This is a genomic window from Novosphingobium sp. BL-S-24 (assembly GCF_055521575.1).
On sequence record NZ_CM145488.1, the window covers coordinates 330,918 to 343,851 of the forward strand.

Annotated in this window: 14 protein-coding genes and 1 riboswitch; of the genes, 11 read left to right on the forward strand and 3 right to left on the reverse strand. The window is 61.6% G+C overall.

The window, feature by feature from the left end; translation table 11 throughout:
- Nucleotides 1–29: 29 nt before the first annotated feature.
- Complete coding sequence (locus tag ACZ1JM_RS06735) at nucleotides 30–1,217, reverse strand: PQQ-dependent sugar dehydrogenase (protein WP_465134070.1); 1,188 nt, start codon at nucleotides 1,215–1,217, stop codon at nucleotides 30–32.
- On the opposite strand from ACZ1JM_RS06735, the gene ACZ1JM_RS06740 reads away from it, so the two are divergent.
- From ACZ1JM_RS06740 to ACZ1JM_RS06755, 4 genes are all read left to right on the forward strand, one after another.
- Complete coding sequence (locus ACZ1JM_RS06740) at nucleotides 1,216–1,836, forward strand: ribonuclease HII (RefSeq protein ID WP_465134071.1); 621 nt, start codon at nucleotides 1,216–1,218, stop codon at nucleotides 1,834–1,836. The two genes, ACZ1JM_RS06735 and ACZ1JM_RS06740, sit on opposite strands and share 2 nt — an antisense overlap.
- Before the next feature lie 206 nt (nucleotides 1,837–2,042).
- Nucleotides 2,043–3,176 carry a DNA methyltransferase gene (locus tag ACZ1JM_RS06745; protein ID WP_465134072.1) on the forward strand — a complete coding sequence of 378 codons (1,134 nt, stop codon included), beginning with the start codon at nucleotides 2,043–2,045 and terminating at the stop codon, nucleotides 3,174–3,176.
- A 46-nt stretch (nucleotides 3,177–3,222) separates the two neighbouring features.
- A complete protein-coding gene (folP, locus tag ACZ1JM_RS06750) occupies nucleotides 3,223–4,338 on the forward strand; it encodes a dihydropteroate synthase (protein ID WP_465134073.1) in 1,116 nt (371 codons plus the stop codon).
- A 202-nt stretch (nucleotides 4,339–4,540) separates the two neighbouring features.
- A complete protein-coding gene (locus ACZ1JM_RS06755; protein ID WP_465134074.1) occupies nucleotides 4,541–4,897 on the forward strand; it encodes a hypothetical protein in 357 nt (118 codons plus the stop codon).
- Nucleotides 4,898–4,968: 71 nt separating this feature from the next.
- Here ACZ1JM_RS06755 and ACZ1JM_RS06760 read toward each other — a convergent pair whose 3' ends face one another.
- Together ACZ1JM_RS06760 and ACZ1JM_RS06765 are read right to left on the reverse strand one after the other, a co-directional pair.
- Nucleotides 4,969–5,736, reverse strand: coding sequence for an SDR family NAD(P)-dependent oxidoreductase (locus tag ACZ1JM_RS06760; protein WP_465134075.1), 768 nt, complete (start codon nucleotides 5,734–5,736; stop codon nucleotides 4,969–4,971).
- Nucleotides 5,737–5,774: 38 nt separating this feature from the next.
- On the reverse strand, nucleotides 5,775–7,196 hold the full coding sequence (locus tag ACZ1JM_RS06765; protein ID WP_465134076.1) for a sigma-54-dependent transcriptional regulator: 1,422 nt from the start codon (nucleotides 7,194–7,196) through the stop codon (nucleotides 5,775–5,777).
- A gap of 212 nt (nucleotides 7,197–7,408) precedes the next feature.
- Between ACZ1JM_RS06765 and ACZ1JM_RS06770 the strand changes: the two genes are divergently transcribed.
- From ACZ1JM_RS06770 to ACZ1JM_RS06800, 7 genes are all read left to right on the forward strand, one after another.
- Nucleotides 7,409–7,534 carry an aa3-type cytochrome c oxidase subunit IV gene (locus tag ACZ1JM_RS06770; protein WP_465134077.1) on the forward strand — a complete coding sequence of 42 codons (126 nt, stop codon included), beginning with the start codon at nucleotides 7,409–7,411 and terminating at the stop codon, nucleotides 7,532–7,534.
- Nucleotides 7,535–7,549: 15 nt separating this feature from the next.
- A complete protein-coding gene (locus ACZ1JM_RS06775) occupies nucleotides 7,550–8,701 on the forward strand; it encodes an NAD(P) transhydrogenase subunit alpha (protein WP_465134078.1) in 1,152 nt (383 codons plus the stop codon).
- A gap of 76 nt (nucleotides 8,702–8,777) precedes the next feature.
- Nucleotides 8,778–9,083 (forward strand): NAD(P) transhydrogenase subunit alpha part 2, encoded by a 306-nt coding sequence (locus tag ACZ1JM_RS06780; protein WP_465134079.1) that lies wholly within the window; start codon nucleotides 8,778–8,780, stop codon nucleotides 9,081–9,083.
- A complete protein-coding gene (locus ACZ1JM_RS06785; protein WP_465134080.1) occupies nucleotides 9,083–10,525 on the forward strand; it encodes an NAD(P)(+) transhydrogenase (Re/Si-specific) subunit beta in 1,443 nt (480 codons plus the stop codon). Before ACZ1JM_RS06780 ends, ACZ1JM_RS06785 begins: the two co-directional genes overlap by 1 nt.
- Nucleotides 10,526–10,534: 9 nt before the next feature.
- Nucleotides 10,535–10,849 carry a hypothetical protein gene (locus ACZ1JM_RS06790; protein ID WP_465134081.1) on the forward strand — a complete coding sequence of 105 codons (315 nt, stop codon included), beginning with the start codon at nucleotides 10,535–10,537 and terminating at the stop codon, nucleotides 10,847–10,849.
- 44 nt (nucleotides 10,850–10,893) lie between these two features.
- On the forward strand, nucleotides 10,894–12,054 hold the full coding sequence (locus tag ACZ1JM_RS06795; RefSeq protein ID WP_465134082.1) for a deoxyguanosinetriphosphate triphosphohydrolase: 1,161 nt from the start codon (nucleotides 10,894–10,896) through the stop codon (nucleotides 12,052–12,054).
- Nucleotides 12,055–12,063: 9 nt separating this feature from the next.
- Nucleotides 12,064–12,840 carry an NAD(P)H-binding protein gene (locus tag ACZ1JM_RS06800; protein ID WP_465134083.1) on the forward strand — a complete coding sequence of 259 codons (777 nt, stop codon included), beginning with the start codon at nucleotides 12,064–12,066 and terminating at the stop codon, nucleotides 12,838–12,840.
- Nucleotides 12,837–12,933: riboswitch (glycine riboswitch) on the forward strand. It overlaps the preceding gene by 4 nt.
- Nucleotide 12,934: the final 1 nt, after the last annotated feature.

Genomic DNA, 12,934 nt, shown 5'->3' on the forward strand with positions numbered 1-12,934 from the left:
CGATACGGGGCCGGGGCCCTAATGTCGATTCAATTCGCCTGTTTGGCGACTGCCGGGGTCAGCTTGAGGAGATGGCCCGAATTGCCTTCCGCTCCATCCTCGATCAGCCAGATCGAACCATCCGTTCCCTGGGTGATATCGCGGATGCGCTTGTCGAATGGGTAGCGGGCTTCTTCCGTGGCTTTATTGCCGTCGATGCGTACGCGGACCAGTCCAGACCCCACCATGGCGGTGATCAGCACCTGTCCCTTCCATTGAGGGAACTGGTTGCCCGTGTAGAAAATGAAATCGCCGGGCGCGATGACCGGGTTCCAGGTGATCGCTGGCTGGGCAAGGTCGGGACGGGTCGAATTGCGCGGGATCGGTTTGCCATCGTAGTGATCGCCGTCCGACACCATTGGCCAGCCGTAATTAGCTCCCGGCTTTACGAGGTTCAGTTCGTCTCCGCCCGCAGGTCCGTGCTCCAGATCCCATAGTTTGCCTTGAGGATCGAATGCCAGTCCCAGGACGTTACGGTGGCCATAGGACCATATCTGATCGGTAGGCGTTCCCTTGCCAGCGAACGGATTGCCGGGGGCGGGGGTGCCGTCAGGGAGCAGGCGAACGATCTTACCAAGGTTGGTCTTCATGTCCTGTGCGGGGGTAAATTTCTGACGCTCCCCGGAACTGACGAATAGGTATTTGCCATCGGGCGAGAATGCGAGGCGATGGGAGAAATGGCCGCGTCCGGTGACCTTGGGTGATTGGCGCCAGATGACTTTCAGATCGAAGAGCTGGCAAGTAAGCGCCTGCGAGCAAACCAGATCGGCTCGTCCAACAACCGCGCCGCGCGTGTCGCTTCCGCCCGCTTCGACCCAGCTGAGGTAAACGACACGCCGATCGAGCTTGGAACTGTTCTGGCCGGGGGCAAAAATGAAATCGCCAAGGCCGCCCTGACCGCCATAATCGACTTTCGGGACGCCGCTGACTTGGCCGATTTTGCCATCGGCGGTGCGGAAGCGGATGGTGCCTTTGCGCTCCGTCACGAAGACAGCGCCGGTGCCTTGATCAAGCGCAAGTGCCCAGGGTTTTTTGAATTGAGCCACGGTTTCCACCTTGAAGGGGGAAGGCCCTTGATGCCACTTGGATGCCTGGTTTTCCCCCGTAGCCGCGCTGCCGCAGCTTGCGAGGGCGACGGCGAGCGGCGATAATGCGAGCAGGAGATTACGTGCGTTCATGCCCAGCCCAATGCTTGCCAGCCTTACCGGTTCCCTCATCATCGGCGTCGATGAAGCCGGGCGCGGCCCGCTTGCCGGGCCAGTGGTGGCGGGGGCGGTTGTCCTATGCAAACCCCGTCCATCGGGACTGGACGATTCCAAGAAACTGTCGCGCATCCGACGGGGAGAACTGGAAGCGGTGATCAAGCGCCGATGCCGGTGGGCCGTCGGCGTCGTTGACGTGGACGAGATCGACCGGCTCAACATTTTCGGCGCGACCATGCTGGCTATGACGCGAGCCGTCCATGCCCTGTGCGAACAGTTGGGCGAGGAGCCCGCCGTGGTGCTGGTGGATGGCAACTTGACCCCGGCAGGTCGCCGCGAGGAATGGCGTTGGCCGGCGCGGCCCATCGTCGGCGGCGATGCGATAGAACCGTGTATCTCTGCCGCGTCCATCATCGCGAAGGAACATCGCGATCGCCTGATGCGCGACCTTGCCGCCGCCCATCCTCATTACGGCTGGGAGCGCAATGCCGGGTATGGAACAGCCGAACATCTCGATGCCCTGAGACGGCATGGAGCCACCCAGCACCATCGGCGCAGTTTCGCCCCGGTCGCTCAGTTGGAAATGCAGCTCTGACCCGAAAAAGTTCGGGGCGAGTCCGTGTGGCCACAGGCACCACATCTTGAGTCCACGCGATTCGCAGACCATCCACATCTTGTGACGGATTCCTTTTGTTCCACTTTCTCGAAGCTGGACGCCCACGGAATTCCTGCGAGTCGCCGCTTGACGGGATATCAGCAATGACTCACTGAGGAGCATATCCACAGTTATTCGGAGCGGTCATGGGGCAGATGCTGGTAAAGGAACGGTTGCGCGCGAAAGCGCCTGCGCCGACGCCCAAAGAACTCTTGCCACTAGGCCAGATCCTGACCGGCGACTGCATTGAAGCGATGCGGACGATACCTGACGCCAGTGTTGACATGGTCTTCGCCGATCCGCCGTATAACCTGCAATTGGGCGGGGACCTTGCGCGTCCCGATGGCAGCCACGTCGATGCGGTGACCAACGACTGGGACAAGTTCGCCAGCTTCGCGACATACGACCAATTTACCCGTGAGTGGCTGGCTGAAGCGCGCCGGGTGCTCAAGCCGGACGGGTCGATCTGGGTGATCGGATCGTATCACAACATCTTCCGCCTTGGTGCGATCATGCAGGACATGGGGTTCTGGATCCTGAACGACATCGTCTGGCGCAAGGCCAATCCGATGCCGAATTTCAAGGGCACGCGTTTCACCAACGCGCATGAGACGCTGATCTGGGCCTCAATGGGCGAGAAGGCGAAATACACCTTCAACTATCGCGCGATGAAAACGCTGAACGACGAGTTGCAGATGCGCTCCGACTGGGTGCTGCCGATCTGCAATGGAGCGGAGCGGTTGAAGAAGGATGGCCGCAAGGTCCACCCGACTCAGAAGCCGGAGGCGCTCCTCTACCGTGTCATGCTGGCGACTACCAATCAGGGCGATGTGGTGCTCGATCCGTTCTTTGGCACTGGAACGACCGGCGCGGTCGCCAAGCGTCTGGGGCGCGACTGGATCGGCTGCGAGCGGGAAAGCGATTACCGCGATGCCGCGCTTGAACGCATCGAAATGGCGCTGCCGCTGGATGAAAGCGCGCTGAAGACCATGCAGTCTAAGCGCACCGCGCCCAAGGTCGCTTTCGGAACGCTGGTGGAAACCGGTTGGATCAAGCCCGGCGCGCAATTGTGGGATAAGAAGCGCCGCTTCGTCGCCACTGTCCGCGCCGACGGCTCCCTTGCTACCGGGGATGTCAATGGTTCCATCCATAGCGTCGGGGCCACGATACAGGGTGCGCCCTCCTGCAACGGCTGGACGTTCTGGAACCTGGAACATGACGGCGAGGTCAAACCGCTCGACGCCATTCGCCAGCTCTACCTGCTCGCCACTGAACCTTAAGAGCAGCCTCTATCCTCAAACAGGGGGGAGCGGGAAACCGCCGGCCATGACCCGCAAGCTCTACATCCGTCCCATCGCCTTCGCCGATAGTCCTCAAAGCGAAGAGGGGGCTGCCGTGCGCCTGGGTGGCGCGATGGTGTGGGCGAGCCGCTTTGCGCTGATCATCCGTGAAAACGGCCGGATCCTTTCGCGGGACCGGGTGTCGGCCGACCAGATGACGTCAGCGCTAAGTCGCCTGCCTGCTAACCTGGGCGCGTCAGGCGAAGCGCAATGGTCCAATCTGCGCAAAACCCATGCTCCTTTGCAATGCGGGGCGAGGACCATTGGTCTCGATCAGCCCCAAGTGATGGGCATCCTCAACATGACGCCGGACAGTTTTTCCGACGGCGGGCAGTTCCTGGACGATGCCAGTGAAGCCTCCGCACACGCCAGCGCGATGCTGGAAGCGGGCGCTGCCATCATTGACGTGGGCGGTGAATCCACTCGTCCGGGCGCTGGTGCGGTTTGGGAAGGGGACGAGATCAAGCGGGTGGTCCCGATGGTATCCCGCCTTTCCACCATGGGCGCTGCCATCAGTCTGGATACCCGTCGCCCTGCCGTGATGGAAGCAGGCCTCAGCGCTGGGGCACATGTCATCAATGACGTTTCGGCGTTGCGCTACGATCCGCGCAGCCTGGACCTTGCTGCCGCATCGGGCGCGCCCGTCATTTTGATGCACGCGCCGGGCAAGCCGGACGATCTTCATTCGCCCGCCGTCTATGACGACGTTGCACTCGGTGTGTTTGATTGGTTGGAAGCGCGACGCGACACCGCGATCGCAGCCGGTATCGCGGCCGATCGAATTCTCCTCGATCCGGGGTTTGGCTTCGGGCTGACGCTGGCTCAGAACTTGGCACTCTTCAACGCACTGCCGATGTTCCATGCATTGGGGCAGCTGCTTGTAGTGGGCGTCAGCCGTAAGCGCATGATTGGCGCTTTGTCAAACGAGGCACCGGCGCACCAGCGGCTGGGCGGCTCAGTCGCTCTCGCGGTGAAAGCGATGGACGCGGGGGCCCATATCCTGCGCGTCCACGATGTGCCGGAGACAGTGCAGGCGATCCGGGTGTGGCGCGGACTGCGTGATGCAGCCCTCACTGACTTCGGCCAATCGCCGGAAAACTGATACAAATCTGCACATCCGCTTAACTGCGGAGCGATGAACACCAGCGGCGAAGGTATGTGATCCGTTGAACATAACGGCATCACATCGCGGTTACGCTTCGCTTCATCCAAACGGTTGAGGCCAATTCTACTTCGCTCCGTTTCATCTCTCGAACTGCCGAGGCAATTCCGCCCGGCATTGGACCGCGAAAGGGGATTGACCCATGAAGCAGACCAAGATCATCGCCGCCTCTGTGCTGGCTTTTGCCGCCATTCCCACCGTCGCTACCGCCATCGTGCCGGTCATGTACGAGGAACAGTTCGCCCGCGCTGAAGAGGACCGGATAATCCAGACTCCGATCGGCGGCGTCGAAACGAAGTACTGGTTTAACTATCGCGCCAACGTGAACGAATCTCAGAAGGAGTTGGCCAGCGATCTGCGCCATGCGACCGATACGGAAGACAAGCGCGATGCCTGGGACGAGTATGGTTCGGAACTGCGCCACGAGCGTGGCACGTATGTGAAGGAAATGGCGAAGCGCGGTTATCGCGTACCCAGCGTCCACATTGAAGGGCTCTAATCGAACACCGCTTCGGCGGGGCGAAGGCCGGGTCGTGCATAGGCATGGCCCGGCCTTCCTGCGTCAGTCGGTCACAACGAATAACCGCCATCGGAAACAAGGCAGGTGCCGGTGATGGTGGCTGCGGCGTCGGACAACAGGAACACGATCTGCTCGGCGATTTCGTCCGCTTTCGCATAGCGTCCTAGCGGCGTGGCCATCTTGCCCATCGCTTCGATCGCCGCCTCTCTGCTGCCGTGCTGGGTAACGAGGTCAGCAAACATCGGAACAGCATCCCAGATCGGCGTATCGACGCCGCCCGGTGCTACGGCATTCACACGGATGCCAAGCGGCGCTCCCTCTTTCGCGGCGACTTTTGCCAGTTGAATGACACCTGCCTTGCTGGCGCCATAGGCCGCAGTCCCCGGCTCAGCCTTCATGCCGCTGACCGAAGCGGTAAGCACGATGCTTCCACCCGACGGATCAGTCTGCATCGATCGCATGGCGTTTTGCAGGGACAAAAGCATCCCATCGAGATTGGTGGATAGAACGCGTCGCCAGTCCGCAAAGTCGATGTCGACGATCGACGCGGCGCTTGCGACCCCGGCATTGAGCACGGCGAGATCGAGCTTAGTGCTGGATTTGCCAATACGCGCCCACAATTCGGGATCGGCAACGTCGCCAGCATGCCGTGTCACAGGGACCGGCACATTCATGGCCTCAAGCGCAGCCGCGTCGATGTCCACCAAAACCAGTTCGCTGACACCGCCCTCAATCAGAAGCGCAACACACGCCGCGCCGATGCCCGAGGCGGCGCCGGTGACGAGGGCACGGCGGCCGGCAAAATCGTACGGCATCATCAACTCCATAGGCTACGTTGCCGATGGAAATGGACGCCTCAGGCGGCGTTGTCGATGCCGAGTTCGCTGAGCTTGCGGTAAAGCGTAGACCGGCCGATCCCCAATCTGCGCGCCACTTCCGTCATGCGACCGCGATAAAGCCCGATGGCGAGACGGATGACGTCGGCCTCGATTTCCTCGAGCGGCCGAAGATGCCCATCCGGGGTGTAAAGCATCACACCGGAGCTTTCCTGCATCGGATTGCTGGCCGTGGATGTACCTGTGCCCAGAATGTTGAGAAGCTGTGGAAAGTCTTCCGCCGTCAAAGCGTCGCTGTCACAGAAAACGGCGGCGCGGAACAGCACGGCCTGCAATTGGCGGACATTGCCGGGCCAGTCATAGGCAGCCAATAGCGCGAGAGCGCCGTCGGTCACGCCCAACTCCCGCAGACCCGGCTGCTCGCCAATGCGGGCAAGGAAGTACCGCGTCAGGGCAGGGAGGTCGCCCGTCCGCTCGCGCAAAGCCGGAAGGTGAACTTTGGTGGCGGACAGGGCTTCGTACAACTCGGGAAGAAACAGCCCCTGACTGACCATGTCGGCCAGCGGCAGGTTGCTGGCCGTGATAATCCGAACATCCACCCGGAATGAATGGCGAGCGCCAATCGGGCGGCAGTCGCCCTTTCGAACTGCCTCCAGCAGCCGCTCCTGAACCGACATCGGCAAGCTGTCGACCTCGTCCAGCGCAAGGGTAGCCCCATCACAATGCTGCAAGGCGCCGATCTGCCGGTCGAACGCTCCGGGGAACGCGCCTTTTTCGTGACCGAAGAGGACGGATTCCAGCGAGTTGGCGGGCATCCCGCTTACGTTGATGATACGCAGCGGCATCCGCGTGCGTGGGCTGGCCGCGTGCATCGCGCGGATGAGCATTTCCTTGCCCGAACCGCTCTCGCCCTCGATCAGCACCGGCGAATGGCCGCGCGCAGCCTTGGCCGCGACAGCCAGAGCCTTACGGAAATTCGGGGACGCGCCGATCATCGATTCGAAGTCGGGGTTCGACGGCATCTTCTCCGTCAGCGGAGCAAGCTCGTCCCGCGGCGCCTCTCGCGTGGTGGCGGACCGCAGCGCGTGCATCAGACGATCGGGTGCCACTGGCTTTACCAGATAGTCCGTGGCGCCCGCACGCATCGCTTCGACGGCCAGGAGCGGGGATGTGCTCGCCGTCAGCATCAGGATCGGCAGCGCGGGTCGCCGCGTTTTCAATTCGGCGATCAGGGCGCAAGCATCGTCACCCGGCACCCACTGGTCCAGAATGATGGCGGAGAGTTGCATCCCTTGCCGGGTGCCAAGAGTCGCAATGGCCGTCTCGGCATCGCGAACGATCAGCGTACGCCATCCTTCCCGAGAGGCGAGCGCCGAGATCAGCCGGCTTTGCGCTGGCTCATCGTCGATAAGCATAAGAAGGCGTTGATCGATGTCCGCCATGGCCGCTGCGTTGCTTCGCCCCCTTTGAATGGATGGTCAGACTTACGATCAATCGGTAAATACGTGATTAAGCCTCAGACAAAGACTGACGATTATGTCAATTCACGTCGGCGAGCTTTCATTACCTGACGCTATTCTTCGCACTTGAGCGCACGCCTTGGCCCGGCTAGAGCGGGTTTTGCAAATGTAATTCTGACAGGGGATGAGATTTCATGGCTTCGGGCAACGACATCAAGGCTGCGACTGCAACGTACAACTCCTTCATCAAGGCGGCGACGTGGGGTACGGCTTTCTGCGTCGTGGTCACGGCGCTTGTCGTCGGCCTCATCGCTTCCTGATCCCGGCTCCCTGAGTTGGCCAGCACCGGGGCACCCGCCGCAGTTCCTCGCATCGCCGTTCTGAAGGAGCGCGCCGCCGGGGAAACCCGCGTGGCGATCAGCGCTGAGACGGTGAAAAAGCTTGGCGCGTTGGGCGCGACGCTCGCGATCGAGAGCGGGGCGGGAAGTTCGGCAAGCATCTCCGACGACGATTATCGCGCCGCCGGGGCTGAAGTTGGCACGGCGGAGGCTTCCGTGGCCGGGGCTGATATCGTGTTTGGCGTGCAGGCTCCCGAACCGGGGGCGCTTTCCGGCGTGAAGCCGGGAGCTATGGTCATCGCGATGTTCGACCCGTTCGGCCGCCGCTCCACTATTGATGCCTATGCCGCCGCCGGGCTGGAAGCGGTTGCCATGGAATTCCTGCCGCGCATCACCCGTGCGCAGTCCATGGACGTGCTGTCGAGCCAGTCGAACCTTGCTGGCTATAAGGCCGTCCTTGCCGCAGCGAGCGCCTATGGCCGCGCGTTTCCGATGATGATGACGGCGGCCGGCACGATCAGCGCCGCCAAATGCTTCGTTATGGGTGTGGGGGTTGCCGGGCTTCAGGCCATCGCCACTGCGCGCCGCCTTGGTGCGCAAGTGTCGGCGACCGATGTGCGATCGGCTACCAAAGAGCAGATTCAATCGCTGGGCGCTAAACCAATCTTCGTGGAAAATGTCGCGGGGATCGAGGGCGAAGGCTCCGGCGGCTATGCCACAGAAATGAGTGAGGAATACCAGCGCGCTCAGGCGGAACTGGTGTCCAGCCATATCGCCAAGCAGGATATCGTCATCACCACCGCGCTGATCCCGGGACGGGCAGCTCCGCGCTTGGTGACCGACGCCCAGATCGCCACCATGAAGCGCGGCAGCGTGATCTTCGATCTTGCCGCGCCGCAAGGCGGCAATGTGGAAGGTACGATCGCAGACCAGGTGGTCGAACGCCATGGCGTAACAATCATCGGCTATTCGAACACCCCGGCCTACCTACCTGCGGACGCTTCCGCGCTGTATTCCCGTAACTTGCTGAACTTCGTATCTGCGTTCTGGGACAAGGAACGGGGCGGCCCAATCTTGGATGAAGAGATCGGCGATGCCGTTCGCCTGACGCGCGGCGGCCAGGTCGTCAATCCAAGGCTGCTGGGGTGATCCTTCCCCTCGACACACGCCATAGACATTTCACGGACGCGACCCGGCAACGCCTTGACCCAATCGGAGCCATCTGATGGATTTCGTTTCGATCCTCTCGATCTTCGTCATGGCCTGCTTCGTCGGGTATTATGTGGTTTGGTCGGTAACCCCGGCATTGCACACTCCGCTGATGGCAGTGACGAACGCGATTTCCTCGGTGATCATCGTCGGGGCACTGGTCGCAAGTGCCGCTCAGGGTAGCCCCGCCGCCAAATGGCTTGGTCTTGGTGCGGTAGTGTTGGCCAGCGTCAATATCTTCGGAGGCTTCGCCGTCACCGAGCGGATGCTGGCGATGTACAAGAAGAAAGACAAGCCTGCGGCGAAGGGAGGCAAATCCTGATGGAAGCCCCCGCCATTCATGTCGCAATGAACCCGTGGGTCGCCGTCGCCTACCTCGTCGCCGGAATCTGCTTTATCCTCGCGCTCCGCGGGTTGTCTTCGCCCGCCACGAGCCGGGCTGGCAATCGCTATGGCATGATCGGCATGGGCATCGCCGTGGCGACTACGCTGGTGACGCATGAGATCGCCAGCTTGCCTGAAATCCTTGTTGCCATCGCCATCGGTGGCGGTGTCGGCTTCGTGATCGCCCGTCGCATTCAGATGACCGCGATGCCGCAGCTGGTGGCTGCGTTTCACTCGCTCGTCGGCCTGGCTGCCGTGCTCGTCGCCGTCGCTGCCTTTCTCAATCCCGAGGCGTTCGACATTTTGGGCGCAGATGGCAATATCCTGACCGTTAGCCGGGTTGAGATGGCTCTTGGCGCGGCCATCGGCGCCATCACCTTTTCCGGATCGGTCATCGCCTTTGCCAAGTTGAACGGCAACATGAGTGGTTCGCCGATCATGCTTCCCGGTCGGCATGTCATCAACCTTGGCACGTTAATCGCTATCCTGGCGCTGACCGCCGCCTTTGCCGCTTCCGGCGCTGCTGGACCGGGCGAAAATTCCTTGTTCTGGGCTCTGGTCGGCCTGTCGTTCGTGATCGGGTTCCTGTTAATCATCCCGATCGGCGGCGCGGACATGCCGGTCGTCGTCTCCATGCTCAACAGCTATTCGGGCTGGGCGGCGGCGGCGATGGGCTTCACGCTGCACAATACCGCGATGATCATCACCGGTGCGCTGGTCGGATCGTCGGGCGCCATCCTGTCGTACATCATGTGCCGGGCAATGAACCGCAGCTTCCTGTCCGTCATCGCCGGCGGCTTCGGCGCGGAAGCATCTGCGGGCGGCGGCGGTGACGCGAAAGAACAGCGCCCATGGAAGCGCGGCTCTGCCGAAGACGCGGCGTTCCTAATGAAGGAAGCGGAAAGCGTCATCATCATTCCGGGGTACGGCATGGCGGTCGCCCAGGCCCAGCACGTCCTTCGGGAAATGGGCGACCAGCTGAAAAACCACGGCGTCAACGTCAAGTACGCGATCCATCCGGTCGCTGGTCGTATGCCCGGCCATATGAACGTCCTGCTCGCCGAAGCCAACGTGCCATACGATGAAGTCTTCGAACTGGAAGACATCAACGGCGAATTCGCCCAAGCCGATGTCGCGTTCATCATTGGCGCCAACGACGTCGTCAATCCCGCCGCCAAGACGGACAAATCATCACCCATCTACGGAATGCCGGTGTTCGACGTGGACAAGGCAAAAACCATCTTCTTCATCAAGCGGTCCATGGGCGGTCAGGGTTATGCCGGCGTCGATAACGACGTGTTCTACATGGACCAGACCATGATGCTGCTCGCCGACGCAAAGAAAATGGTCGAGGACATTAACAAGGCGCTGGCTGACTAACGTCGTCCGATGCGCCTGATCGGTTCCCTGCTTGTGCTTGCCGTGACGTGCGTGGCGCTGTGGTTCGGCGCCCACTGTTACGCTCAGGCGCGCGTTCATGCCGGTTTTGCCGAAGCGGGGATGACGGATGAAGCCGCAGCCTGCATGGGACGTCGCCTTTCCGAACGGCTGACGCTGCCTCAGCTCTACAAGCTGACCGCTTTGAAAGATCGCGCCAACGGAGCATCTGGCTGGGTGGATGCCGTGGAACAGATGGACGATCCGCGCATCGTCAAGGTGACAAGCACTTCTGCGCTCTTGTGCAGCACAGGTCTTGCCCGCTAGGGCGAGGCCGATTGCCATTCGTCGCACACGCGGAGATCGCGCGCTTGACCCTAGCTCCCTATGCTTCCGATCCGGCTCGCTCGCGCGGTCGCGAATTTCCCATCGAGAATGGCCTGGCTCGCGGTGCACGCAGTCCGTACCAGCGCGACCGCGACCGCATCATCCACTCGATCGCCTTCCGACGACTGCGCTACAAGACGCAGGTGTTCGTCGCCCCCGATGGCGATCACTATCGCGTCCGCCTCACTCACAGCCTGGAAGTCGCGCAGATCGCACGGGTCATCGCGCGTATCCTCGGTCTGGACGAGGACCTGACCGAAGCCTTGGCACTCGCTCATGACATCGGCCACCCCCCGTTCGGCCATGCCGGAGAGGACGCCCTCGATGCCGCCCTTCATAAAGCGGGGGGGTTCGACCATAACGCGCATACGCTGCGCACGCTGATGCGGATCGATAGTCCCTATTGCGAGCATGATGGTCTCAACCTGACATGGGAGACGCTGGAGGGGCTGGCAAAGCATAACGGCCCAGTAACCACTCCCTCTTGGGCACTGGCCGAACTGGATGCGGCCTACAGCCTTGATCTGACCACCCACGCATCGCTCGAAGCGCAAGTCGCGGCGCTGTCTGACGATATTGCCTACGACAATCATGACATCGATGACGGCTTGAGGGCAGGGTTCCTCGATCTGGACGAGGTTCTGGCGCAGCCTTTCGTCGCCAAGCATTGGGCGCAAGTCGAAAGCCGTTACCCTGGTGTGGCTCTGGAGCGGCAGCTTGCGGAACTGATCCGCAGCCAGATCGGGGTGATGGTCAACGATCTGGTCGCTCAGACCACGGCAAATCTCGTCGGCGTGGGAAGCATCGACGACGTGCGCCAGGCAGGTCGAGCGCTCGTAGCGTTCTCGCCTGAAATGGCTGAGGCAGAGCGGGCATTCAAACGCTTCATGTACGACAAGCTTTATCACCATCCCGAACAATTGGAGACGGCTCGGCGGGCACGGGCGGTCTTGGCCGAACTTTACGCCGCCTACTCGCAGGAGCCGGTGCTGATGGAGGAAAGCTGGATTGACCATATGCCTCGCTTCGAGCCGGATCGCAGCCGTCACATCGCGGATTACATTGCAGGCATGACGGACCGTTTCGCCACCGCCCGACATGCGGAAATTTACGGACGCACGCCCGAAGGCCTGAGCAATGTGTAGCGTGTAACCGTGGACGACGCTGCCACTCGGATATGCCTGGTCGGAGCGACCGGACTGGTCGGTTCCGCGCTTATCGCAAAAGCGGTGGGGCATGACGATCTGCGCATCATAGGCGTAGGTCGGCGTGAGGCGATGATCCCAAGCGGTGCGCGGATGGAAATGCTGGTGGGAGAGCCGATCGATTGGCCCGAACTGATAAAGGCCGCCCGCGCCGACGTTCTGATCTCGGCCCTCGGCACTACAATCAGGACGGCAGGAAGCCGCGATCTCTTTAGAGCAATCGATTACGACCTGATCCGGTTCAGCGCCGAGGCTGCGCGAGAAAGCGGTGTGGGCAGGATGATGGTCGTATCTTCGATTGGCGCCGATGTTCTCAGTCGCAATTTCTACCTAAGCGTAAAGGGGGAGACTGAAGCGGCGCTGTCTCGATTGGGTTTCAAGCGCCTTGACATCCTCCGGCCCGGGCTGCTGCGCGGCGAAAGAGCAGAACTTCGGCCCGGGGAGCGGGCGGGGCAGGTCCTCGCACCGCTGATTGATCCATTCCTCCGCAGCGACTTTCGCCGCTACCGGTCCATCTACGCCCACGAAGTAGCCGATGCGATGATCGCGCTAACCAAGCAGCAGCAAGAGGGGCGCTTCGTGCATGAACATGATGCGATGCGACGCCTGGCTGGGGTGGTGCGTCGCGAGGATGCAACACGTCGCGGCTTCGACAAAAGCGCGGAGCTTCCATCACCCGGCGTTGACTTGGCCAGCGGTCTGAACCAAGGCGAGACCACTCGCTGACACGCGCGGGAGAGACTTTTCCGATTCGTCGGGGAAGCGCCGAAGGAGCAACCGCCCCGGAATCTCTCAGGCACAAAGGACCGCGCGGCGTCGA